Below are 25,804 nucleotides of genomic sequence, written 5' to 3'. Positions count from 1 at the left end.
AAAGAAGTGCTGTGGAGATACGCAGGCTATGACAGGGGTGTAGTGCCAAAGTGCCGCAATGGCAAGCACCTTCCTCACAGACCGTAGGCGACAATACACGTTCTGGCAGTTCTGGCGTGTGAGCTTGTGCTTTTTATGTGTTGTTGTTCTTGTACCGGGCCCGGTCCGGCTATGCTGGGTGTCGTTTTCAAGCTCTGGAGTGTTCCGTGTCCCGTCGTTTGCCACTGATTGTCCTGTTCGTCGTCCTGGCCCTGTGGCTGGCCGCCAGCTACGGGTTGCGTTACGGCCTGATGGAAGACGTGCAATGGGTCGGCTTGTGCTCCGAGGATGCACTGAAGTGGCAATGCCAGGTGCGCTCCAATCTGGGCTTGTTGATTCACTTTGGTGTCTTTGGCTGGGGCGCGCTGCTCGCCTCGGTGATTGCGTTCTTCGTGCCGCGCGGGGCAGGGCGGGTGCTGGCGGTGATCGGGCTGCTGCTGGGGATGCTGTCGCTGGTGCTGTACAGCGCCAGCCTTGCGGTGTTCGCGGTGGTGATTGCCGGGTTGCGGCTGGTGCGGGCTGGATAGCTGGTGTCGTGCCGGCGCTGCCGGGCTTTTGATTCTGCCCGCAGGGCGTAGCAGCGGGCTTGCCCCCGCGAGCGGTGACGCAGTCGTCGTGAATGCGTTGAACGCGGTGCATCAGGCCGTTCCCGTGGCCGGGTTTTACGACGGGTTTCCCGCCGCTCGCGGGGCAAGCCCGCTCCTACAGCTGCGGGCAGAATCGACAGCAGCGCAAACCCCAGACAGCATAAAGGGGAGCCGAGGCTCCCCTTTAAATCGTTGCACGTGCTCTTTCTTATTGTTTTAGGGTGGTCTGTTGTTGTTTTTGGCAACCGTTCCCTTCACAGCGTTCTTCAGTGATCCCCATCCGGGATACAAGAGCAAACGTATTTTTTTGAGCGCTTATCTGCTTCGATTCCGTGGCCAGTGGCGAGGAATCCAACCCGTTACGGACGCTACCTGAAGGTAGTTTTATTGTTCTCTGTCGGGCTGTGAGGCCAGGGCCTCTGTAAAGCACATCTACTCCAAAAAAATCTGTTGGCTGCGTCTCTGTGCCGTTGTTCTTGTTATGTCAGAGCCGATTCATCTTATTTTTATTGGGTTTTCACATTTTATTCTTGTTGTGCAGGAGATATAGCAGGGCTCGTGCCAACTTTTAAAAATCCTTGTAAATCAATAGGTTGTTAGAAATCCTGTTTTTCCACGGCGTTTGGGACAGCCTATTCTGTTTCCGTGTTACCCGTATTCTGTTTTGGAATTGCCTGATCGGTAACACAATGTGTTCCGCCACGCGTCACCCCAGCGTGCGCTCTGGGCCGGCCGTTACCGACGGGCTCTTGACCGGGGTAACGGCATGCACCCGCAGGCTGCGCCACAGGGCCAGGGTCATCAATACGCAGACCACCGCCCACGCCATGGCCTGCGGGTTACTCAGGCCTTCGCGGAACACTTGCGGGGCGACACCGGCGCCGATGATGAACGCCAGTAACCCGATCTCGCGGCGTGGTGCGCTGACCGGCCTTAGCAGATAGAACAGCGCAGGCAGCCACAAGGTGGGTGTGGCGAAGCTGCGGTAACGCGGGTCGAAGACCATCGCCAACATCATCACCGCTGCGGCGAAACCGCTTGCGCTCAGCCACCAGCCGGCACGGGACTCGAACCAGGCAAACGCCCGACCTCGCCAGCCGGTTTTTGCCGACAGGGTCAGCGCAGCGTGGGTGAGCACCAGCAGGTTCAGGACCACCAACACCGCCGCCCAGAGGTATTCACCGGCGAAGCGGCTGGTGACCCGCGCCAATTCCCCCCATGTGCCGATGCAGCAGCCGGCGAATACCGCCAGCAGCGGCAGGATCAACGCATTCCGCGCCTGCGTCACACGCCCGGCGAGCGCCAGTGTCAACAGGCTGATGGCCGCGCTCACTGTCAGCCAGAATGGCCAGTAGGGCAGGTTGGAAACCGGGCCTGCCAGCACGCCTTTCTCCTGTCGGTCGGCGTCGAACAGGCCCCAGTAACCACCGACCGCACCCTCAGCCTCACGCTTCCACGGCTGGTCGAACGCCTCGATCAGGTTGTAGTGCCAGCCGTTCTGTTCGGCCATGGCCACGAAGCTGCGGATGAACTTCGCCTCATTGACCCGGCTCGGCAGCGCGGTTTCCCGCTGGCGTCCTTCGCTGGGCCAGCCGGTTTCGCCAATCAGGATGTCCTTGGGCGCAAATTTGCTGCCGAAGGTCTGACGTATCTGCGCCACGTGGGCCAGGGCGTCGTCGATACCCTTGGGATCATCTTCCCAGTAGGGCAGCAAGTGGATGGTGAGAAAGTCCACAGCGGGCGCAACTTGCGGATACTGCAGCCAGTATTCCCAGACATCGGCATAGGTCACCGGCTGTTTGACCTGCGCCTTTACCTGGCCGATCAGTCTGGCCAACTGCTCGCCGGTGACTTCCTTGCGTAACAATGCCTCGTTACCGACGATCACCGCAGTGACCACATCCGGGTAAGCATTGGCCGCGGCAATCAGCGCGCTGACTTCCTTGGCAGTGTCCACCGGGTTGGCGTTGACCCAGGCACCGAGCATCACCTTCAGGCCGTGTTTGCGCGCAAGTTCCGGGATCGCCTCAAGCCCGGTCATCGAGTAAGTGCGGATGCAGTCGAAACGGCTGGCCAGCAGCGCGAGGTCGGCGTCCATGCGCTCGGGTCGCAAGGTGAAGGGCTGGTCGAACGGCGACTGATCCTTGTCGAAGGGCGTGTACGAGGCGCATTGCAGCTTGTGAGTCGGGGTCGCGGCGTCGGGCAGCAGCACCGGTTTGCCGAGCCCATACCAGTAACCGCACAGGGCGATCAGCGCAATCAGACAGGAGAACAGGTAAAGGACGACAGGCGAGCGGGAGGTGACGGGCATGATCGGGCCGAGAGGGGGCAGAGGTCGGCAGTCTAGCGCAGGAGCAGCGGCGAGCGGCAAGCCTCTAGCCGCAAGCGGGTGCACTGCGGGCTGCTTTCAGCTTGCCGCTTGAAACTTGTAGCGCGGGGCTGCTTCTGTGCCATGCAATTTTCGGACGGACTGCCCGCTCTTTTACGACCTGTCTGTCGTTGATGGCCTGGTGATGTCGTTTCCCGGTGGTTGAGTGTCGCTGACAGGAAAGGCACAACCCCGAGGGGGGTTGATGATCGAATCGTCAGCGCAGCGAGTGCAGCCGCGCCGGCAAGTGGTTGAAGCGTGAGAGGCGCTGGACGCGCCAAATGTGGGCGCCGTCCGCGGCTTATAACAACGTCAACGATATCCGACGACCGTCGGATGCAGGACTACCGGGGAAGTAACGATGAAGATGCGAAATATCCTGGGTGCGGGTGCCGCTCTGGCCCTTGCCATCAGTTCCACGCTGGCACTTGCCGATACCAAACCGGAGCTGAGCATCGGTTATGTCGACGGCTGGTCTGACAGCGTTGCGACCACCAACGTGGCCGCCGAAGTGATTCAGCAGAAACTGGGCTACCCGGTGAAGCTGCAGGCAGTCGCTGCCGGGATCATGTGGCAGGGTGTGGCCACCGGCAAGCTGGACATGATCCTGTCTGCCTGGTTGCCCGTGACCCACGGTGAGTACTGGGCCAAGAACAAGGACAAGGTCACCGACTACGGTCCCAACTTCAAGGATGCGAAAATCGGCCTGATCGTGCCTGAGTACGTCAAGGCCAACTCGCTTGCGGACCTGAAGACCGACGAATCCTTCAAGAAGAAAATCGTCGGCATCGATGCAGGCTCGGGCGTGATGATCAAGACCGATCAGGCGATCAAGGATTACGGCCTGGACGGTTACAAGCTGCAGGCCAGTTCCGGGGCCGGCATGATTGCCGAGCTGACCCGCGCTGAAAACAAGAAAGAATCCATTGCCGTCACCGGTTGGGTGCCGCACTGGATGTTCGCCAAGTGGAAACTCAAGTTCCTGGAAGACCCGAAAGGCGTTTACGGTGCAGCCGAAACCGTGGACAACATCGGCAGCCTGGACCTGGCCAAGAAAGCCCCGGACGTGGTCGACTTCCTGAAAAAATTCCAGTGGTCGAACAAGGATGAGATCGGCGAAGTCATGCTGGCGATTCAGGACGGCGCTAAACCTGAAGCCGCCGCCAAGGATTGGGTAGCCAAGCACCCTGATCGCGTCAAAGAGTGGACCGGTAAGTAAGCTGCAATAAAGATTTAATGTTTCATCCAAACCGCCTGGTGAGTGATCGCCGGGCGGTTTTTTTTGCCAGGCGCATTCGCGCTTCTGCCCGAAGGGCGTGGGAGCTGGCTTGCCTGCGATCTGTCGCGAAGCGGCAGCAGACCCTTTGAATCTGCTGTACCTGACACGGCCCAGGTGTCTGGGTTTACTGCCGGTGCCCGGCAGATCGCGGGCAAGCACGGCGCCCACGGCCTGCGGCCAGAACTCAGAGGGTGATCCCGCGTCTGTCCCGGCGTTGGCGACATCCGCTGCAAAGGCCTGCACGCTTGTTCGGCCAAATCAGCCTGCGGTTTTTCCGCTCGTTATAAAAAGTGCGGTCCGGCGCACATCAACTAGTGTCGTTCTAATACTAAGGTCGTCTGGAGTGCGCTTCAGAGCGGGCTAAAGTGGAATGTGTGACATCCATCTGTGCTGCGAGGACAAAAACAATGAACGACAGCATTTACCTCTCGATTCAGAACAGCCCGCGCTTCAAGGAGCTGGTCTCGAAAAGGGAACGATTCGCCTGGATTCTCTCGGCGATCATGCTTGGGCTCTATTCCGCTTTCATCCTTTTGATTGCGTACGGGCCTCAGATTCTCGGCGCCAAACTCAGCGCCACATCATCAATCACCTGGGGAATGCCAATCGGCGTGGGCCTGATCCTTTCCGCGTTCGTGTTGACCGCCATCTATGTTCGTCGTGCCAACGGCGAATTCGATGACCTGAACAACGCGATCCTGAAGGAGGCACAACAATGATCCGTCGCCTGTTTGCAGCCCTGGGCATTGCGGCATTTGCACCGACACTCATGGCGGCGGACGCCCTGACCGGCGCCGTGCAGAAACAACCGCTCAACGTTGCCGCGATCGTCATGTTCGTGGTCTTCGTTGGTTTCACCCTGTGCGTGACCTACTGGGCGGCCAAGAAAAACAAATCGGCAGCGGACTACTACGCCGCGGGCGGCAAGATCACCGGTTTTCAGAACGGTCTGGCGATTGCCGGCGACTACATGTCGGCGGCGTCCTTCCTGGGTATTTCCGCGCTGGTGTATGCCTCCGGCTACGACGGCCTGATCTACTCGATCGGCTTCCTCGTGGGCTGGCCGATCATCCTGTTCCTGATCGCCGAGCGCTTGCGTAACCTGGGCAAATACACCTTCGCTGACGTGGCGTCCTATCGCCTCAAGCAAAAGGAAATCCGCACCCTGTCCGCCTGCGGTTCGCTGGTGGTGGTGGCGTTCTACCTGATCGCGCAAATGGTCGGTGCCGGCAAGCTGATTCAGCTGCTGTTCGGTCTGGACTACGCGGTGGCGGTGGTGCTGGTCGGCATCCTCATGTGCCTGTACGTGCTGTTCGGCGGCATGCTGGCGACCACTTGGGTGCAGATCATCAAGGCCGTGCTGTTGCTGTCGGGTGCCACATTCATGGCATTTATGGTCATGAAACACGTCAACTTCGACTTCAACGTGCTGTTCTCCGAAGCGATCAAGGTTCACCCCAAAGGTGAAGCCATCATGAGCCCAGGTGGGCTGGTGAAAGATCCGATCTCGGCGTTCTCGCTGGGTCTGGCACTGATGTTCGGTACCGCCGGCCTGCCGCACATCCTCATGCGCTTCTTCACCGTGAGCGATGCCAAGGAAGCCCGCAAGTCGGTGCTCTACGCCACTGGCTTCATCGGTTACTTCTACATCCTGACCTTCATCATCGGCTTCGGCGCGATCTTGCTGGTGAGCACTAACCCTGCGTTCAAGGATGCAGCGGGCGCGCTGTTGGGTGGTAACAACATGGCAGCGGTGCACCTGGCCAACGCGGTCGGTGGCAGTCTGTTCCTGGGCTTTATTTCCGCGGTTGCGTTCGCGACCATCCTGGCAGTGGTTGCCGGTCTGACCCTGGCCGGTGCATCGGCGGTGTCTCACGACCTGTACGCCAGCGTGATCAAGGCTGGCAAGGCCAACGAAAAAGACGAAATCCGCGTTTCCAAGTACACCACGGTCGCGCTGGCCATCGTTGCCATCGTGCTGGGTATCGCCTTTGAAAGTCAGAACATCGCGTTCATGGTCGGCCTGGCGTTCTCCATTGCGGCGAGCTGCAACTTCCCGGTGCTGTTGCTCTCGATGTACTGGAAAAACCTGACCACCCGTGGCGCCATGATCGGCGGCTGGATGGGCTTGATCAGCGCGGTTGTGCTGATGGTTCTGGGCCCGACCATCTGGGTGCAGATCCTGCATCACGAGAAGGCGATCTTCCCGTACGAATACCCGGCGTTCTTCTCCATCATCATCGCTTTTGTCGGTATCTGGTTCTTCTCGATCACCGACAAGTCCAAAGCGGCAGAGGGCGAACGCGCGCTGTTCTTCCCGCAGTTCGTGCGGTCGCAGACCGGTCTTGGGGCCAGTGGTGCGGTGTCGCATTGATTGATCTGAAGCGTTAGCGCAATAACGGAACGCCCCGACTTTTTCGGGGCGTTTTTTATTGGGGGGTTTCTGATGCAGAACACCCATTGCAGGGCCACTGGCAGTCAGATGCAGGAGCCGGCTTGCTGGCGAATGCGGTGGATCAGTGACGCAGATGTTGACTGAAACTGCGCATTCGCCAGTAAGCCGGCTCTCACAGTTTTTTGCTGGAAGAGCGGGGCATGGCGCGAATACCACAAATTGCGACTTTGGAACGCCAAGTGCTGGTATTCGCCGTGGGGCTACACCCGTGAACCCAAAGCCACGAGACATAAAAAACCCCGCTACAAGAGCGGGGTTTTTCACTGAGCTACCAGGGGGTCATATCCTGCCGAGCAGCACCAGAATCAACAGAATCACCAGGATCGTACCGATGATGCCCGATGGCCCGTAACCCCAACTTCTGGAGTGCGGGAAGACCGGCAGGCCGCCGACCAGCAGGAGAATGAGGATGATGATAAGAATTGTGCCGATGCCCATGACGAGTTCCTTCTTGTGTACTTGGAAAATGGCTTTGCCGTTCAACCTTTTGCCAACTTGGCGGAAAGTTGTGCCGCTTGAATAATCCGACTCTGGCACTGATAAAAAGGTTCGAATTTTGCGAAATAAAAAATAACAATCGAATAAAAATCATATAAATCAAGTGGATAGGTTTTTAAGTTGTCGCTGTTAACAGCGTTGCTTAGTCTTGATTCATTTGCGCGCTGCGTGCATTCAGCGCGGAACTTACAACCGCTGCATCGGTCCGCAAAGTTGCCCGGCAAGCTCTAACAGGAAGCAGGCTATGTATTACTCGCTGGCGGCAGATGCAGTCGTGGTCTTCCATCTTCTGTTCATTGTGTTCGTCATGTCAGGTGCACTTCTGGTTTTGCGCTGGCCGGCTCTGGTCTGGCTGCATGCGCCTGCCGTCGCGTGGGGCATGTCGGTGGAGTTTCTGCACCTCTATTGCCCGCTGACGCCGCTGGAAAACAGCCTGCGCATCAAGGCGGGCGCCGCCGGTTATGCAGGTGATTTCGTCGGCCATTACCTGATCCCGCTGATTTACCCGGCAGGACTGACACCGTCGATTCAGATCGGGCTCGGGGTGGTGGTGCTGACGGTCAACCTGATCGCCTATTGGCGGGTGATCAAGCGGCTATGGCGTCGCCGTCGAGCAGCCTGAGGCGTCGGTTTGCCTTGCATATTCAGCGAGCTGATGAAGGCGTTGTCGGACAATTTGTCTGTTTACACTCTACTCACTTTCTCGCAATCGACAAGGCAATCCCTATGCAAAATCGCATCATGATCACTGGCGCCGGGTCCGGTCTGGGTCGCGAAATCGCAGTGCGTTGGGCCCGGCAGGGTTGGCAGCTGGCGCTGTCTGACGTCAACGATGGCGGCCTCCAGGAAACGCTCGCATTGGTGCGTGAGGCCGGCGGCGACGGTTTTGTACAGCGTTGCGATGTACGCGACTACAGCCAGTTGACGGCTTTGGCGCAGGCATGCGAACAGAAGCTGGGCGGTATCGACGTCATCGTCAACAATGCCGGCGTTGCCTCCGGTGGCTTTTTCGAGGAGCTGTCGCTGGAAGACTGGGACTGGCAAATCGCGATCAACCTGATGGGTGTGGTCAAGGGCTGCAAGGCATTCCTGCCGCTGCTTGAGCAGAGCAAGGGCAAGATCATCAACATCGCCTCGATGGCAGCGCTGATGCAAGGCCCGGCGATGAGCAACTACAACGTGGCCAAGGCGGGAGTGGTGGCGCTGTCCGAAAGCCTGCTGGTCGAGCTGCGGCAGCAGGAGATCAGCGTTCATGTGGTCTGCCCCTCGTTTTTCCAGACCAACCTGCTGGACTCGTTCCGCGGCCCGACGCCAGCGATGAAGGCGCAAGTCGGCAAACTGCTGGAAAGCTCACCGATCAGCGCCAGCGATATCGCCGAATACATTTTTGACCAGGTGGCAAAGGGTGAATTCATGATCCTGCCCCATGAGCAGGGACGCATGGCCTGGCAGCTCAAACAGAAAAACCCACAGCTGCTGTACGACGAGATGGCCAACATGGCGGACAAGATGCGCGCCAAGGCGAAGTCTGGAAAGGAGTGATACAGAGGGTTTTCTGATAGGGTTGCCGGCACTTTACCGGCCCCTTGAAGAGATTCGCCGTGCTCAACTATCTATGGTTCTTCCTCGCTGCGCTGTTCGAGATTGCCGGCTGTTACGGCTTCTGGATGTGGTTGCGCCAGGGTAAGAGCGCGTTCTGGGTCGTCCCCGCGCTGCTCAGCCTGACCCTGTTCGCATTGCTGCTGACGCGCGTGGAGGCCGCCTACGCCGGACGCGCCTATGCAGCCTACGGCGGCATCTACATCATCGCTTCCATTGCCTGGCTTGGGGTGATCGAGCGCGTACGTCCCTTGACCTCGGACTGGATTGGCGTGGCGTTGTGCGTGATTGGCGCGACCATCATCCTGCTCGGCCCGCGATGGTCGGTTTCCTGATGACTCACCGGTGATTTATCTGATCTGCGCTGAGGAATTTTCCGAATATTTAAAAGCGTTTGATGTTGTGTAGGACATGTCTGTCAGCAAACGCCTCTGAGTCTTGAAGGACGCGTCTGATTTGTTCTGGGTGCATTGAAGCACCACGGTCGGCGCGGCAACCTGCTTTCTCGGTTACAACCAAGGGAGTAGGAAAAATGCTGGTATTGACGCGAGAAGTGGGAGAGACGTTCTCCATCGGGGATGACATCACCGTGCAGATTCTGGGCATCACCGGCAATCAGGTGCGGCTGGGGATCGATGCCCCGCAGCACGTGAAAATTCATCGCGCCGAAGTCTATAAACGCATCGCGGCGCGCCTGCAGCAACTGGCGGCGCAATCAACGGATTCCTAGACCCGCCGGCGCAGCAAAGCCCGCTTGCCTTGCGCTGCGCCTTGCTTACTCGAAATATTCTTTGGGCACGTCGTGCTTGAGCATGAGCTGGCACTGCTGGCTGTCCAAATCGAAGAAAATAACTGCTTGGCCTTTACTCAACGCATGCCGGACCCGCAGGACGCGGGTCTGTAGCGGCGTTTCGTCGCCATTGTCGGTGCCCTCGCGGGTCACGAAGTCCTCGATCAGACGCGTCAGGGTGTCGGCTTCGAGTTGGTCGTGGGGGATCAGCATAGGGTTCTCGGCGGGTGCAGGGGCAGATGCGCGGGATGCTAACGCGGACCGGGTTTGCAGGCTACAGCTGCGGTAAGGCTTTCCTACGGTTGGCGTTACGCACGTGCCAGCCCGGCGCACATTTTTGTGGGAGTGAGCTTGCTCGCGATTGAGGTATATCAGTCACAACTTGCTGGCTGACACAAGGCAATCGGGGCCAAGCCCATTCCCACAGAGGACGGGCGTCAGGCAAGCTGCCTTTAGCGCTGCCCCACCAACGTATCCACCGAGGGCACCCGGGTGTCGGTTTCCATCTGCGCGTCGTGTTCCAGTTGGTGGCTGAAGTTCTCCAGCGACGCATTGGAAGGGTGCGCATCGCTGGCAAACACCGGCGGGCTCATGATGTACGCCGTCAGCAGTCGACTCAACGTGCTGAGGCTGTCGATGTGGGTGCGCTCATAACCATGTGTCGCGTCGCAGCCGAAGGCCAGCAGCGCGGTGCGGGTGTCGTAGCCGGCGGTGATCGCCGAATGCGCATCGCTGTAGTAATAGCGGAACAGGTCGCGGCGCACCGACAGTTCTTTTTCCTGGCCCAAGCGCAGCAGATGCCGGGACAGGTGGTAGTCATAGGGGCCGCCGGAGTCTTGCATCGCCACGCTCACGGCATGTTCGCTGGAGTGCTGGCCAGGGGCGACCGGGGCGATGTCGATGCCGACGAATTCGCTGACGTCCCACGGCAGGCTGCCCGCTGCGCCGCTACCGGTCTCTTCGGTGATGGTGAACAGCGGGTGGCAGTCGATCAGCGGGGTGGCGCCGCTGTCGACGATGGCCTTGAGGGCCGCGAGCAGGGCCGCGACGCCTGCCTTGTCGTCCAGATGACGGGCGCTGATGTGGCCGCTTTCGGTAAATTCAGGCAACGGATCGAAGGCGACGAAATCGCCGATGTTGATCCCCAGCGCGTCACAGTCGGCGCGGGTGGCGCAGTAGGCGTCCAGGCGCAATTCAATGTGGTCCCAGCTGATCGGCATGGTGTCGACCGCGGTATTGAACGCATGTCCGGAAGCCATCAACGGCAGGACACTGCCGCGGATCACCCCGGTGTCGGTGAACACGCTGACCCGGCTGCCCTCGGCAAACCGGCTGGACCAGCAACCGACCGCCGACAGACCCAGGCGGCCGTTGTCCTTGACCTCGCGCACGCTGGCGCCAATGGTGTCCAGATGCGCGGACACGGCGCGGTCAGGGCTGTTCTGCTTGCCTTTCAGGGTCGCGCGAATGGTCCCGCGACGGGTCAGTTCGAAGGGAATGCCCAGCTCTTCCAGACGCTCGGCGACGTAGCGCACGATGGTGTCGGTAAAGCCGGTAGGGCTTGGAATCGCGAGCATTTCCAGCAGGACTTTCTGCAGGTAATTCAGATCCGGTTCGTGGATTGTTTTTGCAGTGGTCATGGGGAGGCTCCTCAATTTAGCAGCGCAACACATCCGTAGGACTGAGCTTGCTCGCGATCGGATATATAAGCCTGCGGCGTTGTTAAGCCACCGACACCATCGCGAGCAAGCTCACTCCTACAGGAGTCGCGCCTTAGCCATGCACAGGCAGGCTGTGGGGAAATAAAAGATCGACGAAGCGCTCGGCGGTCGGCTGTGGCTCGTGGTTGGCCAGGCCGCAACGCTCGTTGGCTTCGATGAACACATACTCCGGCTGGTCGGCGGCCGGGACCATCAGGTCAAGGCCCACTACCGGGATATCAAGGGCGCGCGCAGCGCGGATGGCAGCGTCTTTGAGCACCGGGTGGAGGATCGCCGTCACGTCCTCCAGGCAGCCGCCAGTGTGCAGATTGGCTGTGCGCCGCACCGCCAGGCGTTGGTCGGCTGGCAGCACGCTGTCGAAAGTGAAACCTGCGTCTTCCACGGTGCGTCGGGTTTCCTCGTCGACCGGGATCTTGCTTTCGCCATCGGTGGCCGCCGCGCGACGCCGGCTCTGGGCTTCGATCAACTCACCGATGGTATGGCGGCCATCACTCATGATTTCTGCCGGACGACGGATCGCCGCGGCCACCACTTCAAACCCGATCACGACAATGCGCAGATCCAGCCCGTCGTGAAAGCTTTCCAGCAGCACCCGGGAATCGAATTGACGGGCCCGCTCCACGGCAGCCTGCACGTCTTCGATGGTGCGCAGATCGACCGCCACGCCCTGGCCCTGTTCGCCATCCACCGGCTTGACCACGACGCGCTGGTGCTCGTCGAGGAACGCCAGGTTGTCATCGGCGTTGCCCGCCAGCTGCTGCACCGGCAACTCCAGTCCAGCGGCCTTGAGTGCCTTGTTGGTCAGGCGCTTGTCCTGGCACAGGGTCATGCTGACGGCGCTGGTCAGGTCGCTCAGCGATTCGCGGCAGCGGATGCGCCGGACACCGTGTATGAGGGTGAACAGGCCCGCTTCTGCGTCATCGACTTGCACGTCGATACCGCGGCGATGGGCTTCCTCGACGATGATTCGCGCATACGGGTTGAAATCCGCCTGCGGTCCCGGGCCAAGGAACAGCTTTTCGTTGATGCCATTCTTGCGCTTGATAGCGAAGGTCGGCAGGTTGCGGAAACCCAGTTTCGCGTAAAGGTTTTTCGCCTGCTGGTTATCGTGCAGCACCGACAAGTCCAGATAGCCCAGGCCGCGACTCTGGAAGTGCTCGATCAGGTGTCGCACCAGCACTTCGCCCACACCTGGGCGCGTGCATTGCGGATCGACCGCCAGGCACCACAGGCTGCTGCCATTCTCCGGATCATTGAACGCCTTGTGATGGTTCAGGCCCATGACGCTGCCGATCACCGCGTTGCTGGTTTCATCCTCGGCGATCCAGTACACCGGCCCGCCTTGATGACGCGGGGTCAGCAGGGTCGGGTCGATGGGCAGCATGCCGCGAGCGATGTACAGGTTGTTGATGGCGGTCCAGTCTTCCTGGTTCTGCGCCCGACGAATGCGGAAACCGCGAAACACCCGTTGCGCAGGGCGGTAGTCGCTGAACCACAGGCGCAGGGTGTCGGACGGATCGAGGAACAACTGCTGCGGCGACTGCGCCAGCACCTGTTGCGGTGCGGCCACGTATAGCGCGATATCACGTTCGCCGGGTTTTTCGTTGAGCAGCTCGTTAGCCAGCGCCGCCGGGTCCGGGTAGGTGTGGCCGATCAACAGCCGACCCCAGCCGCAATGCAACGCCAGAGGCTCGGCCTCGGGGATGCTGCCGTCTTCAGCGAAGCGCGCCTGCAGCCGTTCGTAGGACGGCGCCTGACCGCGCAACAGACGCTGGTTATAAATCGAAGCGTTGGCTTTCATCGGTCACAGTCCTTGTTCGCTGAGCCACAGGTTCAGGGCCGCGAGTTGCCACAGCTTGGAGCCGCGCAACGGGGTCAATTGACCGTCAGGGTTGGTCAGCAGCTTGTCGAGCATGGTGGGGTTGAACAGGCCCCGATCCTGACTAGGGTCCATCAGCAAATCGCGCACCCAGTTGAGCGTATTGCCTTCCAGGTGCTTGAGGCCCGGCACCGGGAAATAGCCTTTCTTGCGGTCGATGACTTCGGAGGGGATCACCAGCCGCGCGGCTTCCTTCAACACTTGCTTGCCGCCGTCAGGCAGCTTGAAGCGTGCGGGTACACGGGCCGAGAGTTCCACCAGGCGATAGTCGAGAAACGGCGTGCGCGCTTCCAGGCCCCAGGCCATGGTCATGTTGTCGACGCGTTTGACCGGGTCGTCGACCAGCATCACCGTGCTGTCCAGACGCAGCGCTTTATCCACTCCGGCCTCGGCGCCCGGCATGGCGAAGTGTTGGCGAACGAAGTCACCGGCGGCGTCATTGGCGGTCAGCCATTGCGGGGCAACGGTGTCAGCGTATTCCTGATAGCTACGGTCGAAAAACGCATCGCGGTAGGCAGCATAGGGATCGCTGGCGCCGTCGACTTGCGGATACCAGTGATAGCCGGCGAACAATTCGTCGGCGCCCTGGCCGCTTTGTACCACCTTGCAATGCTTGGCCACCTCGCGAGACAGCAGATAGAAGGCGATGCAGTCATGACTGACCATCGGCTCGCTCATGGCGCGAAACGCGGCAGGCAGCTGCTCGATGATCTCGCTTTCGTTGATCCGTAACTGGTGATGATGAGTGCCGTAGTGCTTGGCGATCAGGTCCGAATACTGAAACTCGTCACCACGCTCGCCGCCGGCATCCTGGAAGCCGATGGAGAAGGTCGAAAGGTCCTTGACGCCTACTTCACGCAACAAACCGACCAGCATGCTCGAGTCGACACCACCGGACAGCAGCACGCCGACATCCACCGCCGCACGTTGGCGGATGGCGACCGCTTCGCGGGTGCTGTCGAGCACGCGGTCGCGCCAGTCTTCCAGGGTCAGATTGGCCTCATCGGCATGCGGGCCGTAGGGCAGGGTCCACCAGGTTTTCTGTTCGACCGAGCCATCGGCACCCACGCGCATCCACGTGGCCGGCGGAATTTTCTCGACGCCAGCCAACAAGGTGCGGGGTGCGGGGACCACGGCATGGAAATTCAGATAGTGATTCAGCGCGATCGGATCGAGCATCGGGCTGATGTCGCCGCCTTTGAGCAGCGCGGGCAGGGCCGAGGCGAAACGCAGGCGCTTGTCGGTACGCGACAGATACAGGGGCTTTACGCCGAGCCGGTCGCGAGCGATGAACAGGCTGTTGTTGTCACGCTCCCAAATGGCGAAGGCGAACATGCCATTGAGCTTGGGCAGCATGTCTGCGCCCCAGGCGTGGTAACCCTTGAGCAGCACTTCAGTATCGCCGCCGGAATGAAACTGATAGCCCAGGGCTTCAAGCTCGGCACGCAGTTCCGAGAAGTTGTAGATCGCGCCGTTGAAGGCGAGTGACAGGCCCAGATGGCTGTCGATCATCGGCTGCGCCGACCCGTCGGACAGGTCCATGATTTTCAGGCGACGATGGCCCAGGGCAATCGGCCCCTGGCTATGAAAGCCCCAGGCATCCGGGCCACGAGGGGCCAGATGATGGGTGATGCGTTCTACTGCGGCGAGGTCCGCAGGTTGGTTGTCAAAGCGTAATTCACCAGCTAATCCGCACATATAATCCTTACCGGTTTTCCGTTGGGGAGCGTAGACGGGAAGTCCGGCTACCCAAAGACTGACCTGTGGGATTTGCGAGAGTTTTAGAACGATCGGTTATAAGGAAGGGTATACGGTCGTTGGGCTTTGCCTGTTGCTGTTGATTCTGCCTTCCGGGCAGAAGCACAGTGGAAGTCGCCGCGTCGGTATTAAGTGCTCAGTACCCGGTCATCTCCAGATACCCCACGCCTTTCTGACTACCGGTCACCTGCACCGGTCCTTCCCAATAGGGGATCTGCAGGTTCATCCAGGCTTGGGGATTGAGTGCTTGAACCGAGACCTCCATGCCCTTGCCGGGGATTTTTACCGACCAGCGGGTCGGCATGTCGCGGCCCTCGACGTCGCTGGTGTCGTCTGGCTCCAGCGCGATGTCGGACGCTTGCAGCAACTCGGTGCTGCCGTCGGCGTTGATCCAGGTCCCGGTCAGGTAGGGCTCGCCGTCTTTCTGGCGCATGCGATACAGCATCACTTCGGTGCCGTCGTTCAGATGCAGGGAAAACCAGTCCCAACCTGTTTGTTCGGAGGTCAGTGGCTGGCTGCTCCATTCGCGATCCAGCCAGGCGGGCCCTGATACCTGGTAAGCCTTGCCGTCGATCTCGAGGCTGCCGTCGGCCTGAAAAAACGGCTGGCTGTAGTAATACGAGGCCTGGCCCTGTTCCGATTTCTGACTCAAGCCTTGCTTGCCCTGCAGCACCGGTGGCCGGGCCGAGGTCAGGTGCAGGCGGTAGTTGAACTGCGGGCCGCGGGCTTGCAGGTGCATGTCGGCCAAAGGCTCATCGCCGCTTGCCGAGCTGCTCAAGGACCAGTCGTCGATCCAGGCCGAGAAGGGCGTCAGCGTCACCCCCGCCTGACCAACGCCGCCTCGGGCATAGCGTTCTGCGGCATAGTGTTGATCTTGCGAGGTGACCGCCGCATGGCCCATCCACAGGTTGCGATTGCTCCAGCCCTGTTCGCTGTTCACAGCGTTTTCCGGGCGCGGCAATGCGTTGCGAAACAGCGTCCACTGCACCCCGAACGACTGGCCGTCGGCATCCTTGAGGTTGGCGGTGATGTACCACCACTCGATCCGAAAGTCATTGTGCGGGCCGTGATCCTGCGGGAACGCGAAGCGCTTGCCAGGGATTACCTGGGCGTAGCTGGCGGCATCGTCCGCAAGCCCGGCGAAGCCTTTTTCCTCTTCGGGTTTGTCGTCGCACGCGCTCAGCAGCAGGCCCGCGGTGAGTCCGATTGCGAGAAAGGCCGTCGCCCTGGGTTTCATCCCCCTAGCTTTCATTGGCGAAGGTCCTCAGCAGGTCCGCAGGTCGTGTGCGATACAGGCGATACAAAGGCCACGCCGAGGCCAGCAGGGTGGCGAGCATGGCCAGCAGCATCAGGCGCAGCAACTGCCCCGGGAACACCTGCAAGGGCAGGCGCCAGCCGAACGCCTGAACGTTGATCACCGCATCCAGGCACCAGGCCAGTAGCAGGCCCAGCGGAATCGCCAGCACCAGTGTCAGCACCGCCAGCAGCCAGGTCTGCGCCAGATTCAACAGCATCAGTTGCCGCCGCGTGACGCCCAGCGCCCATAACGGCGCCAGTTGCCCCAGGCGACTCTGGCTCTGGGTCAGCAAACTGATGAACAGCGCCACGCCCGCCACCATCAGCGTCAGGCTATTGAGCGCGGCGGTGGCGGCGAAGGTGCGTTCGAACACCTGTCTGGACCAGGCCTTGAGTTGAATCTGATCAACGATGCGGTTGTCGTCGATGGTGAATCTGTTGTGCAACACGCGCAGCAGCTGCGGGATGGCGTGTGGGTCGATCCGCAGATTGAAGCGGTTGGGCGTCAGTGTCGGCCAGTGCCCAAGCAGGTGATCGGCGTTGACCAGAATGTGGCCCTTGGGATTGCCGTAGTCGGCGTAGATCCCCACCACACGCAACGGCCATTCGCCGTCCGGGGCGGGCAGCTTGACCTGATCCCCGACACCGACCTTCAGGCGCCGGGCCAGTTGTTCGCTGAGCATCAGCGTGTCTTCCTTGGCCAGTGCCGCCCACGGATCGCCCGCGGCCGATTCCAGCAACGGCCAGTGCTGGCGGTAATGCGCATGATCGATCACGCCGAAAAGCTCGGCTGGCCAGCCCTTCAATTGCAGCGAGACCTGGTAATTGGGTAGCACGGCCGAGGTCAGTGGTTGCTCGCTCAGCCATTTTTGAAGCGGGGCCGCCTGCGCCGAGTTCTGCGGATTGATGTACAGCTCGGCGCTCAGGCGTTGTTCGAGCCAATGGGTGAAGGTCTGGCGAAAACCGGAGGTCATGCTGCCGGCGCCGATGTTCGCCGCCATGGCCAGCAGCAGCGCCATCAGCGCCAGGCTCAGGGCCGGCAACTGCTGGCGGCAATCGGCCAGAAACCATTGCCCCAGCACCGAGCGGCTCTTACCCAGCAGCGCGTTGAGCAGGCTGTCGAGCAAGACCGGCAAGCCCAGTGCGGCACCGAGCAACAGACTGGCCATCAGCACGAACCCCAATGTCAGGCTATTGCCAAACAACGCCGCCAGCACCGCGATCACTGCCGAGATCCCGGCAACCCAGCCTTGGCGCTTCAGCCAGCGGGCGTGGGTGTCGTGCCAGGCCTGCGCATTGGCCAACGCCAGCAAAGGCAGGCGCGCGGCACGCAACAGACTGCTGGTGCCGGCCAGGAACGCGCCGAACAGGCTGACGCCCAGCCCGCTCAGCCACCACCAGACGCTCAGGTTCAAATGCCCGGCCACCTCGGCCCCGTACAAGCCACGCAGGCTGGCAGCGACATCGGGCAGCAGCACGCTTGCCAGCCAGTAACCGCTGATGACCCCGGCGATGCCGCCGAGCAGCGCCAGTGCGCCCAGTTCGACGATCAGGCTGGCAATCAATCCCCGGGCACTGACGCCGCTGGCCCGCAGGTTTCTGAGCAGGCCACGACGTTGCTCCAGGGCCAGGCCGATTGCTGCATGGACGATGAACAGGCCGACCACGAACGACAGAAAACCCAGCGCGTCCAGGTTCAGGTGAAAGCTTTCGGTGAGGCGTCCCAGATCGTTGTCTTCCCCACTTTTGCGGATGACCAGCTCACCTTTCATTTCATCGGGAAGGGCGGGGGGATCTTCAGCGAAGTCCTTGGGCAGGATCAGGCGGGAAATCTGCCCGGGCTGGTTCAGCAGCTGTTGCGCGAAACCGATGTCCACCAGCAGCAGACCGGGCGCCATGTCGGCTTGCGCATGCAGTGGCGGCAACGCTTGGCCGGCCTCGCTCAGCGGTTGCTGTCCTTCATGCAGACCCAGGGCCTGCAGGGTTTGCGGGGAGATCCAGGTGCTGCCCGGCGGGCTGAAAAACTCGACGATCTGCGCGGTGTCCAGCGATTGCCCGGCCAGCGCGGTGTTGACCGGCAGCGACACCGGCTCGATGCCCAGCAAGGTCAGGCGCTGGTCAGGCAAGTCCTTGAGGGTGATGCGGCCGCGCAAGGCGGGCGACACCGGCCAACCGGCACGACGCAGACTGACGAACAGGTCCTGGGAAAAGTTGGCGCCGTTGGGGGCAACCAGCACCTTCTGCGGTTCACCACCAATCAGCTGGCTGGCCTTGGCGTAGCTTTCCCGCGCCTGACTGTTGAGCGCTTGCACGCCGGTGAGCAGGGAGGTCGCCAGCCACAGGCCGGTGAGCACGCTGAAGAACTGCACGGGATGGCGCCGCCAATGGCTGAGCAGCGCCTTGAGCGTCCAGTAGAAAACCGGCATCAGCGCTCGCCTTCAGCGGCCAGACGCCCCAGATGCAATACCGCCTGACGATCCAGACGCGCCGCCACCCTGGGGCTATGGGTCACCATCAGCAGGCTGGTGGGGCTGTCGGCCAGAAGATCGAGCAACAGTTGCAGGACTTCGTCGCTGGTGTTCTCGTCCAGGTTACCGGTGGGTTCGTCGGCCAGCAGCAGACCGGGGCGCGAGGCCAGCGCACGGCCGATGGCGACGCGCTGTTGCTGGCCGCCTGAGAGTTGTTCGGGGTAGCGCTTGAGCAGGGCGTCGAGGCCCAGCCGTTCGATCAGCTCGGATTGCCAGGCGGGTTGATAGCGCCCGGCCAGCCGCGCCTGAAAGGCCAGGTTGTCTTCGACCTTGAGACTGCCGATCAGGTTGAACTGCTGGAACACCAGCCCGACCTCCGTGCGTCGCCAGTTGGCCAGTTGCGCCTCGCTCATCCGCTCCAGACGCTGCCCGGCGATGTCGATGCTGCCCTTGTCCACTTGATCCAGCCCGGCCACCAGATGCAGCAAGGTGCTCTTGCCGCTGCCCGACTCGCCCATCAACGCCAGGCTTTGCCCTTGGTCCAGATGCAGATCCGCTCCGCGCAAAACGGCCAACGGGCCCTGGGCCGTAGCATAGCTCTTGAACACGCCTTGGACTTGCAGCATCGACATGCACCTGACAGGGGAGTGGGAGGGAGAATACCGGGATATCCGAATGGTCGGACAGTTGATCAGCGTCGCAGTAGAGAAGTTGCGTCGAATGCGCAGGACCAAACCAGAGATTTGAGTTGATTGCCGCTCTGTTGGGCTCCTGCAGGTGATGCGTCCGGCGGGTGGCTTGGATTTGATCGTTCCACGTTCTGCGTCCATCGCGGGTGGACGCGGAGCGTCCTGGGATGCATTCCCACGCGGAGCATGGGAACGATCAAATGTTGCCTGCTCTGTAGCAGTCCGGCTTGCTGGCGGTGGCGATGTCGAGGGCGATGCCGCCGGCAAGCCGGACTGCTACAGGTGATGCGCCCGGCGGGTGGCTTGGATTTGGACGTTCCACGTTCTGCGTCCAGCAAACCCGCTTCTGCCCGGAGGGCGTGGGAGCCCGGCTTGCCGGCGATCTGGCGCGAAGCGGCAGCGACTCCTGCCACTGCGCTGTACCTGACACAACCAAGACGTCTGGTTTTGCTGCCGGTCCCCGGCAGATCGCCGGCAAGCCGGGCTCCCACGGCCTGCGGCCAGAATCAAAAGCGAGCGATCCCTGCTCTGTAGCAGTGCGGCTTGCTGGCGGTGGCGGTGGCGGTGGCGATGTCGAGGGCGATGCCGCCGGCAAGCCGGACTGCTACAGGTGATGCGTCCGGCGGGTGGCGTGCATTTGGACGTTCCACGTTCTGCGTCCATCGCGGGTGGACGCGGAGCGTCCTGGGATGCATTCCCACGCTCTGCGTCCAGCAAACCCGCTTCTGCCCGGAGGGCGTGGGAGCCCGGCTTGCCGGCGATCTGGCGCGAAGCGGCAGCGACTCCTGCCACTGCGCTGTACCTGACACAACCAAGACGTCTGGTTTTGCTGCCGGTCCCCGGCAGATCGCCGGCAAGCCGGGCTCCCACGGCCTGCGGCCAGAATCAAAAGCGAGCGATGCCTGTTCTGTAGCAGTCCCGCTTGCCGGGGGTGGCGATGTCGAGGGCGATGCCGCCGGCAAGCCGGACTGCTGCAGGGATGTTGCTGGCGATTGCCGCCCTGGTGGGTAACACAGGTTATGCGTCCGGCGGGGTCACTGGCATTTGGACGCGATCAAAACAGCGGGTTCTATTTACCCCTGATCAATCCGCGCAGCACGAACCGGTTCGGGTGACAGGCCTCGGCCACGCTGCGGGGCAGTGGCAAGGGTTCGTTGTCCAGCCAGGCGGCGATCAGCTCGCCGGACAAGGGTGCTGTGATCAGCCCGCGTGAGCCATGCCCGCTGTTGACGTACAGGCCGTCCAGCCAGGGGCATTCGGCCTGCGGCACTTGCCGGGCATCCTTGCGCAGCACGGAGTAGGCGTCGAGAAACGCCTCCCTGTCGGTCAGAGGGCCCACGATGGGCAGGTAATCGGGGCTGGTGCAACGAAACGCGGCGCGCCCTTGCAGTTGTTCGGCGGCAAGCTCACCGGCCTGCAGTCGGTCGGCCAGGTCCGTGGATATCTCCCGCAGCAGTTGGAGATTACCCAGGTGCTCGGCGGTGGTCGGCGTCAGGTCGTCGCTCTTGAAATCGAAACTGGCGCCCAATGTGTGTTCGCCCAGACGCCCAGGCGCTACATAACCTTCGGCACACACCACGGTGCTCAAGGACTGACTCAAAGGGGTTTGCGCGAGTCGGGTGATCTGCCCGCGAATGCGTTTGAGCGGCAGCTCTGCACTGGCGGGGAAGCGCTTGATATCCGCTGCCCCCGCCAACACCACCACAGGCGCCGAATCCAGCAACTGCTCGCCGTCCCATGCCTGCCAAAGCTCGCCCTGGCGCCTGAGCTCAACCACGTCGTGGTGCACCAGCAAGCGTACATTCACCTGGCCTGCCTGGTGCCGACACAACGCAGGCGGATGAACCCAACCGCCCTCGGGATAGAACAGACCCCCGCTGTTCAGCGCAATCCCGGCCCTGGCCTGGGCATCGGCCTTGTCCAGCACCTGCAGCAGATCGCTGGAAAACGCTCCGGCCAGTTGCGCCTGTCGCTCGTGCTCTTTTTCATCGAACGCCAGTTGCAGCACGCCGCAGTCATCCCAGTCGACGCCGCGCTGCAGCCGTTCAAGCAGGCGTCGGGTGTGGCCGAAGCCGCTGAGAATCAGCTGCGAGAGCGCCGTGCCGTGGGCCGACAGTTTCAGGTAAAGCACCCCTTGCGGATTACCGGACGCCTCCTGCGCCAGGTCCTGGTGACGCTCCAGCAGGCTGACCTGCCAGCCTCGCGCGGCCAGGCTAGCCGCCGTGGCACAACCGGCAAGACCGGCGCCAATCACCAGCGCCTTGCGTGCACCGGTCAACTGCCCCGGACGCGCGAACCAGGGTTTGACAGGTGGCGGCAGCGGCACGTCCTGCGGCCATTCGATGAAGCGTCCCTTGAGTACCTCCCATTTGTGGCCGATGCCTGGCACCCGCTTCATTTTGAAGCCCGCCGCGTTCAACGCTCGGCGCACCCAGCCGGTGCTGGTGAAGGTGGCGATGGTCGAGCCCGGCGCGGCCAGGCGCGCCAGTTCGGCAAACAGCTGCGGCGTCCACATCTCGGGGTTTTTCGCCGGGGCAAAACCATCCAGGAACCAAGCGTCGATCTGCCCGTCCAGTTGCGGCAGCATGTCCAGCGCATCGCCGATCAGCAGGGTCAGCGTGACGCGCCCGCCGTCGAATATCAGGCGCTGAAAGCCCTCGTGGATGGCCACGTATTGCCCCAGCAGTTGCTCGGCGAAGGTTGCCAGCTCCGGCCACAGCGCAAGGGCACGTTGCAGGTCAGCGCGGCACAGCGGGAATTTCTCGACGCTGACGAACTGCAATCGAGCGCCCGGGCGTGCACAGGCCTCGAACAGCTGCCAGGCGCAGAGGAAATTGAGCCCGGTGCCAAAGCCAGTCTCACCAATCACCAAGCGCCCGTCAGCAGGTAGCGCACTGAAGCGTTCGTGCAGTTCGTTCTGGGTCAGAAACACGTGACGGGTTTCGTCCAGGCCCGACTCGGTGGAAAAGTAAACGTCGGCAAACACCCGGGAGTGAGGGTTGCCGCGTTCGTCCCAGTCAATCTGGGCGTGCTCGATAGTGGTCATGGTCTGGCTTTGGCAGGTGCAAGGGCGGCATCTTAACCCAGCGCAAGCAGCGCCATGCAGCACTGCGATTGACCCATGGCAGCGATTCGCGGTCATAGCCCTCACTGACCCGCGCTATCCGCTAATCTTGAGCGACCTGCCCCTGGGAGTTGTACATGTTCGAATCCGCTGAAATCGGCCACACCATCGACGATGACACCTACCACGCCGAAGTCCCGGCCCTGCGCGAGGCGTTGCTGGAAGCCCAGTACGAACTGCACGAGCAGGCCAAGCGCCAGATCATCGTATTGATCAATGGCATCGAAGGGGCCGGCAAGGGTGAAACCGTCAAGCTGCTCAATGACTGGATGGACCCGCGCTATATAGAAGTGCGCACCTTCGATCAGCAAACCGACGAGGAACTGGCCCATCCGCCGGTCTGGCGCTACTGGCGTCAGTTGCCGCCCAAGGGCCGGATTGGCGTGTTTTTCGGCAATTGGTACAGCCAGATGATCCAGGGCCGCGTCCACAATCAGTTCAAGGACCCGGTGCTCGATCAGGCCATCAATGCTGCCGAACGCCTGGAAAAAATGCTCGTCGATGAAGGCGCAGTGATCTTCAAGTTCTGGTTTCACCTGTCCAAGAAGCAGATGAAACTGCGCCTCAAGACCCTCAAGGACGACCCGCTGCACAGCTGGCGCATCAGCCCGCTGGACTGGCAGCAGTCCAAGACCTACGACAAGTTCGTGCGCTTCGGCGAGCGCGTCCTGCGCCGTACCAGCCGCGACTACGCCCCCTGGCACGTCATTGAAGGCCTGGACCCCAACTATCGCAGCCTGACCGTCGGCCGGTTGCTGCTCGAAGGTTTGCACAACGCCCTGAAGACACCCGAAGGCGGCACCCGTCTGGTGAATCTCGGGCCGCTGCCCAGCAACACCGATGAGCTGAGTCTGCTGGACAACCTGGACATGACCCTGGCCCTGGAAAAGGACGATTACGAAGAGCAGTTGATTACCGAGCAGGCGCGCCTGTCCGGTCTGATGCGCGATAAACGCATGCATCGACATGCGCTGGTGGCGGTGTTCGAGGGCAACGACGCGGCGGGCAAGGGCGGGGCGATCAAACGGGTGGCCGGGGCGCTGGATCCACGGCAGTACCACATCGTGCCGATTGCCGCCCCCAGCGAGGACGAGCGCGCGCAGCCGTATCTGTGGCGCTTCTGGCGGCAGATACCGGCGCGTGGCAAGTTCACCGTATTCGACCGTTCCTGGTATGGCCGCGTGTTGGTCGAGCGGGTGGAAGGATTCTGCTCCGAAGCCGACTGGCTGCGGGCCTACAGCGAGATCAACGACTTCGAGGAACAACTCACCGATGCAGGCGTGGTGGTGGTGAAGTTCTGGCTGGCCATCGACGACGCCACCCAGCTGGAACGCTTCAAGGCCCGGGAGAAGATTGCTTTCAAACGCCACAAGATCACCGATGACGACTGGCGCAACCGGCAGAAGTGGCCGCAATACCGAGAGGCGGTGGGCGACATGGTCGACCGCACCAGCACCGAGATCGCACCGTGGACGCTGGTCGAAGCCAACGACAAACGCTGGGCCCGGGTGAAAGTGCTGCGCACGATCAACGATGCGCTGGAAGCGGCGTTCAAAAAGGGGAATGGAAAAAAGAAGTAGCCTGGAATCAGAGGTCTTGGCGCCGGTCGCTTCTGCCCGGAGGGCGTGGGAGTCTGGCTTGCTGACGATCTGCCGGGCACCGGCAGCAAGCCCGGACACCTACGTTGTGCCTGGTTCATCGGTGATCGTTCCCACGCTCGGCGTGGTAACGCCGCCCGGGATGCGCCGTTTCCACCGACGGCGACGCGGAGCGTCGGAGAAGGCATTCCCACGCAGAGCGTGGGAACGATCAATCAACGATCAATCAACGATCAATCAACGATCAATCAACGATCAATCAACGATCAATCAAAACCCCAGAGGCCGCGAGCGGTAATCATCACCGCTCCCGCAACGCCTCGGTCCGGGCCTTGAGCACCGGCTTCAACAGGTAATCCATCACGCTCTTCTCGCCGGTGATGATGTCCACCGTGGCGACCATGCCGGGGATGATCAGCAGCGGTTTGGCGTCGCTGCCCAGATGGTTTTTATCGGTGCGCACCTGGATCAGGTAGAAGGTGTTGCCCTTGTCGTCGGTGGTGGTGTCGGCGCCGATCAGCTCCAGTCTGGCTGGCAGGCCACCATAAATGGTGTAGTCATAGGCGCTGAACTTGACCATGGCTTTCTGGCCGGGATGCAAAAAGGCGACATCCTGGGGACGTACTTTCGCTTCGATCAGCAGGTTGTCCTCAAGTGGCACGATTTCCACCATGTCGCTGCCCGGCTGAACCACACCGCCGATGGTATTGACCTTGAGCGTCTTGACGATGCCCTTGACCGGAGAGGTCACCGTGGTGCGAGTCACGCGGTCGTCGATGGCGATGCTGGTGGCGCTCGCCTTGGCCAGCTCCGAACGTTTGTCGTTAAGATCCTTGGCGGCATCGGAGCGAAAGCTGTCCAGCGACTCCTGAATCTTGCTCTTGATCTCGTTGATCGCCGCTTCGGCGCGAGGAATCGCCAGCGACGTGGCGTCCATCTGGCCGCGGGCTTCGGATGCCTTGCCCTTGAGACGGATGATTTCAACCGGCGACACGGCACCGCTGTTGACCAGCGGCGTGGACATGCTCAACTCCTGCTGAATGAACCCCAACTGATTGCGGTATTGATCCTGTTTGGAGCGGAACTCCGCCACTTCCTGCATCTTTTGTCGAAGTTGTTCCTGCAACGTGCGCTGCTCGCTGGCCAGACGCCGCTGGCGCGAGTCATACAGCGACTGCTCATCGGCCGCCACCTGTGGCGCTTTGCTCAGCACTTCGGCGGAGGTCTTCAATGGCCGCCCCTGAGACTCGGCCGACAACCGATCGACCTGCGCCATGAGGGTGTATTTGTCGACTTCGCTCTCGCCCTTGTTCGACAGAAACCGCGTGTCGTCAAGGCGCAGCAGGGTGTCGCCCTTGTTCACGATCTGGCCTTCACGGACAAAAATCTCGGTGACGATGCCGCCTTCAAGGTTCTGAATGACCTGCACCTTGCTTGACGGAATCGCCTTGCCTTCGCCCATGGTGACTTCCTCCAACACGGCGAATCTGGCCCAGACCAGTGCCGTGATGATCAGCGCGGCGGCCAGCCACACGGTAATCCGCGAGCGCCGTGACGAATCTTCTGCCGCGACGCCCGCCACTTCAGGCATGAACTCGTTATCGATCCGTCGAGCGGGATGAAAATAGCTGTGAGCGGATGACATGGACGACGCTC

Annotated in this window: 21 protein-coding genes; 9 read left to right on the top strand and 12 right to left on the bottom strand. The window is 61.4% G+C overall.

All coding sequences use genetic code 11. The annotated features are described in order from the left end of the window. Positions 1 to 206: 206 nt before the first annotated feature. Positions 207 to 566 carry a hypothetical protein gene (locus tag ACI2KS_RS01565; RefSeq protein ID WP_404616638.1) on the top strand — a complete coding sequence of 120 codons (360 nt, stop codon included), beginning with the start codon at positions 207 to 209 and terminating at the stop codon, positions 564 to 566. A gap of 766 nt (positions 567 to 1,332) precedes the next feature. On the opposite strand, the gene ACI2KS_RS01560 is transcribed toward ACI2KS_RS01565, so the two are convergent. Then, the gene (locus ACI2KS_RS01560; RefSeq protein ID WP_404616637.1) at positions 1,333 to 2,937 is read right to left on the bottom strand and encodes a glycosyl hydrolase family 17 protein; all 1,605 of its coding nucleotides are present in this window, start codon (positions 2,935 to 2,937) and stop codon (positions 1,333 to 1,335) included. 418 nt (positions 2,938 to 3,355) lie between these two features. On the opposite strand from ACI2KS_RS01560, the gene ACI2KS_RS01555 reads away from it, so the two are divergent. From ACI2KS_RS01555 to ACI2KS_RS01545, 3 genes are all read left to right on the top strand, one after another. Next, positions 3,356 to 4,213: a glycine betaine ABC transporter substrate-binding protein gene (locus ACI2KS_RS01555; protein WP_404616636.1), complete on the top strand. Its 858-nt coding sequence runs from the start codon at positions 3,356 to 3,358 to the stop codon at positions 4,211 to 4,213. A gap of 467 nt (positions 4,214 to 4,680) precedes the next feature. Next, positions 4,681 to 4,992 carry a DUF485 domain-containing protein gene (locus ACI2KS_RS01550; RefSeq protein WP_404616635.1) on the top strand — a complete coding sequence of 104 codons (312 nt, stop codon included), beginning with the start codon at positions 4,681 to 4,683 and terminating at the stop codon, positions 4,990 to 4,992. Further along, positions 4,989 to 6,647 carry a cation acetate symporter gene (locus tag ACI2KS_RS01545; protein ID WP_404616634.1) on the top strand — a complete coding sequence of 553 codons (1,659 nt, stop codon included), beginning with the start codon at positions 4,989 to 4,991 and terminating at the stop codon, positions 6,645 to 6,647. The genes ACI2KS_RS01550 and ACI2KS_RS01545 overlap by 4 nt, the downstream gene beginning before the upstream one ends. A gap of 360 nt (positions 6,648 to 7,007) precedes the next feature. Here the strand turns inward: ACI2KS_RS01545 and ACI2KS_RS01540 are convergent, their stop codons facing one another. Then, positions 7,008 to 7,166, bottom strand: a complete 159-nt coding sequence (locus tag ACI2KS_RS01540) for a DUF3309 family protein (protein ID WP_020290439.1) — start codon at positions 7,164 to 7,166, stop codon at positions 7,008 to 7,010. 304 nt (positions 7,167 to 7,470) lie between these two features. Here ACI2KS_RS01540 and ACI2KS_RS01535 point away from each other — a divergent pair, with 304 nt between their 5' ends. The 4 genes from ACI2KS_RS01535 (at position 7,471) to csrA (ending at position 9,555) form a co-directional block, all read left to right on the top strand. After that, on the top strand, positions 7,471 to 7,848 hold the full coding sequence (locus ACI2KS_RS01535) for a DUF2784 domain-containing protein (protein WP_404616633.1): 378 nt from the start codon (positions 7,471 to 7,473) through the stop codon (positions 7,846 to 7,848). Positions 7,849 to 7,952: 104 nt separating this feature from the next. After that, positions 7,953 to 8,768: an SDR family oxidoreductase gene (locus ACI2KS_RS01530; protein WP_404616632.1), complete on the top strand. Its 816-nt coding sequence runs from the start codon at positions 7,953 to 7,955 to the stop codon at positions 8,766 to 8,768. A gap of 59 nt (positions 8,769 to 8,827) precedes the next feature. After that, the gene (locus ACI2KS_RS01525) at positions 8,828 to 9,160 is read left to right on the top strand and encodes a YnfA family protein (RefSeq protein WP_404616631.1); all 333 of its coding nucleotides are present in this window, start codon (positions 8,828 to 8,830) and stop codon (positions 9,158 to 9,160) included. A gap of 197 nt (positions 9,161 to 9,357) precedes the next feature. Further along, entirely contained in the window at positions 9,358 to 9,555 is a 198-nt protein-coding gene (gene csrA, locus ACI2KS_RS01520) for a carbon storage regulator CsrA (protein WP_404616630.1), read from the top strand. Between the two features lie 45 nt (positions 9,556 to 9,600). Here csrA and ACI2KS_RS01515 read toward each other — a convergent pair whose 3' ends face one another. From ACI2KS_RS01515 to mnmC, 9 genes are all read right to left on the bottom strand, one after another. Continuing rightward, positions 9,601 to 9,828 (bottom strand): YheU family protein, encoded by a 228-nt coding sequence (locus ACI2KS_RS01515; RefSeq protein WP_404616629.1) that lies wholly within the window; start codon positions 9,826 to 9,828, stop codon positions 9,601 to 9,603. A gap of 239 nt (positions 9,829 to 10,067) precedes the next feature. Then, complete coding sequence (locus ACI2KS_RS01510; RefSeq protein WP_404616628.1) at positions 10,068 to 11,255, bottom strand: osmoprotectant NAGGN system M42 family peptidase; 1,188 nt, start codon at positions 11,253 to 11,255, stop codon at positions 10,068 to 10,070. 133 nt (positions 11,256 to 11,388) lie between these two features. Then, entirely contained in the window at positions 11,389 to 13,137 is a 1,749-nt protein-coding gene (ngg, locus tag ACI2KS_RS01505) for an N-acetylglutaminylglutamine synthetase (protein WP_404616627.1), read from the bottom strand. 3 nt (positions 13,138 to 13,140) lie between these two features. Beyond that, positions 13,141 to 14,913 carry an N-acetylglutaminylglutamine amidotransferase gene (locus tag ACI2KS_RS01500; RefSeq protein ID WP_404616626.1) on the bottom strand — a complete coding sequence of 591 codons (1,773 nt, stop codon included), beginning with the start codon at positions 14,911 to 14,913 and terminating at the stop codon, positions 13,141 to 13,143. Positions 14,914 to 15,109: 196 nt separating this feature from the next. Beyond that, positions 15,110 to 16,210, bottom strand: a complete 1,101-nt coding sequence (locus ACI2KS_RS01495; protein ID WP_404617235.1) for a lipocalin-like domain-containing protein — start codon at positions 16,208 to 16,210, stop codon at positions 15,110 to 15,112. A gap of 4 nt (positions 16,211 to 16,214) precedes the next feature. Next, entirely contained in the window at positions 16,215 to 18,695 is a 2,481-nt protein-coding gene (locus ACI2KS_RS01490) for an ABC transporter permease (protein WP_404616625.1), read from the bottom strand. Continuing rightward, on the bottom strand, positions 18,695 to 19,363 hold the full coding sequence (locus ACI2KS_RS01485) for an ABC transporter ATP-binding protein (protein WP_404616624.1): 669 nt from the start codon (positions 19,361 to 19,363) through the stop codon (positions 18,695 to 18,697). The genes ACI2KS_RS01490 and ACI2KS_RS01485 overlap by 1 nt, the downstream gene beginning before the upstream one ends. 569 nt (positions 19,364 to 19,932) lie before the next feature. After that, positions 19,933 to 20,076, bottom strand: a complete 144-nt coding sequence (locus ACI2KS_RS01480) for a hypothetical protein (RefSeq protein WP_404616623.1) — start codon at positions 20,074 to 20,076, stop codon at positions 19,933 to 19,935. A 419-nt stretch (positions 20,077 to 20,495) separates the two neighbouring features. Further along, a complete protein-coding gene (gene mnmC, locus ACI2KS_RS01475) occupies positions 20,496 to 22,472 on the bottom strand; it encodes a bifunctional tRNA (5-methylaminomethyl-2-thiouridine)(34)-methyltransferase MnmD/FAD-dependent 5-carboxymethylaminomethyl-2-thiouridine(34) oxidoreductase MnmC (RefSeq protein WP_404616622.1) in 1,977 nt (658 codons plus the stop codon). A 155-nt stretch (positions 22,473 to 22,627) separates the two neighbouring features. On the opposite strand from mnmC, the gene pap reads away from it, so the two are divergent. Continuing rightward, a complete protein-coding gene (gene pap / locus ACI2KS_RS01470; protein WP_404616621.1) occupies positions 22,628 to 24,130 on the top strand; it encodes a polyphosphate:AMP phosphotransferase in 1,503 nt (500 codons plus the stop codon). Between the two features lie 319 nt (positions 24,131 to 24,449). Here pap and ACI2KS_RS01465 read toward each other — a convergent pair whose 3' ends face one another. Beyond that, positions 24,450 to 25,793 carry an HlyD family type I secretion periplasmic adaptor subunit gene (locus ACI2KS_RS01465; protein WP_404616620.1) on the bottom strand — a complete coding sequence of 448 codons (1,344 nt, stop codon included), beginning with the start codon at positions 25,791 to 25,793 and terminating at the stop codon, positions 24,450 to 24,452. Between the last annotated feature and the right edge of the window lie 11 nt (positions 25,794 to 25,804).

Origin of the sequence: Pseudomonas sp. NPDC087358 (assembly GCF_044900785.1) — a bacterium.
Taxonomy (GTDB): Bacteria; Pseudomonadota; Gammaproteobacteria; order Pseudomonadales; family Pseudomonadaceae; genus Aquipseudomonas.
This window is presented reverse-complemented; position numbering and strand designations above follow the sequence as displayed.

Bases quoted from the DNA above. Each gene is read 5' to 3' on its own strand.
- ACI2KS_RS01485 (WP_404616624.1), bottom strand. From the start codon at position 19,363: ATGCTGCAAGTCCAAGGCGTGTTCAAGAGCTATGCTACGGCCCAGGGC.
- ACI2KS_RS01465 (WP_404616620.1), bottom strand. From the start codon at position 25,793: ATGTCATCCGCTCACAGCTATTTTCATCCCGCTCGACGGATCGATAAC.
- ACI2KS_RS01530 (WP_404616632.1), top strand. From the start codon at position 7,953: ATGCAAAATCGCATCATGATCACTGGCGCCGGGTCCGGTCTGGGTCGC.
- ACI2KS_RS01535 (WP_404616633.1), top strand. From the start codon at position 7,471: ATGTATTACTCGCTGGCGGCAGATGCAGTCGTGGTCTTCCATCTTCTG.
- ACI2KS_RS01495 (WP_404617235.1), bottom strand. From the start codon at position 16,210: ATGAAACCCAGGGCGACGGCCTTTCTCGCAATCGGACTCACCGCGGGC.
- pap (WP_404616621.1), top strand. From the start codon at position 22,628: ATGTTCGAATCCGCTGAAATCGGCCACACCATCGACGATGACACCTAC.
- ACI2KS_RS01560 (WP_404616637.1), bottom strand. From the start codon at position 2,937: ATGCCCGTCACCTCCCGCTCGCCTGTCGTCCTTTACCTGTTCTCCTGT.
- ACI2KS_RS01515 (WP_404616629.1), bottom strand. From the start codon at position 9,828: ATGCTGATCCCCCACGACCAACTCGAAGCCGACACCCTGACGCGTCTG.
- ACI2KS_RS01550 (WP_404616635.1), top strand. From the start codon at position 4,681: ATGAACGACAGCATTTACCTCTCGATTCAGAACAGCCCGCGCTTCAAG.
- ACI2KS_RS01555 (WP_404616636.1), top strand. From the start codon at position 3,356: ATGAAGATGCGAAATATCCTGGGTGCGGGTGCCGCTCTGGCCCTTGCC.
- ngg (WP_404616627.1), bottom strand. From the start codon at position 13,137: ATGAAAGCCAACGCTTCGATTTATAACCAGCGTCTGTTGCGCGGTCAG.
- mnmC (WP_404616622.1), bottom strand. From the start codon at position 22,472: ATGACCACTATCGAGCACGCCCAGATTGACTGGGACGAACGCGGCAAC.
- ACI2KS_RS01510 (WP_404616628.1), bottom strand. From the start codon at position 11,255: ATGACCACTGCAAAAACAATCCACGAACCGGATCTGAATTACCTGCAG.
- ACI2KS_RS01540 (WP_020290439.1), bottom strand. From the start codon at position 7,166: ATGGGCATCGGCACAATTCTTATCATCATCCTCATTCTCCTGCTGGTC.
- ACI2KS_RS01490 (WP_404616625.1), bottom strand. From the start codon at position 18,695: ATGCCGGTTTTCTACTGGACGCTCAAGGCGCTGCTCAGCCATTGGCGG.
- ACI2KS_RS01500 (WP_404616626.1), bottom strand. From the start codon at position 14,913: ATGTGCGGATTAGCTGGTGAATTACGCTTTGACAACCAACCTGCGGAC.
- ACI2KS_RS01545 (WP_404616634.1), top strand. From the start codon at position 4,989: ATGATCCGTCGCCTGTTTGCAGCCCTGGGCATTGCGGCATTTGCACCG.
- csrA (WP_404616630.1), top strand. From the start codon at position 9,358: ATGCTGGTATTGACGCGAGAAGTGGGAGAGACGTTCTCCATCGGGGAT.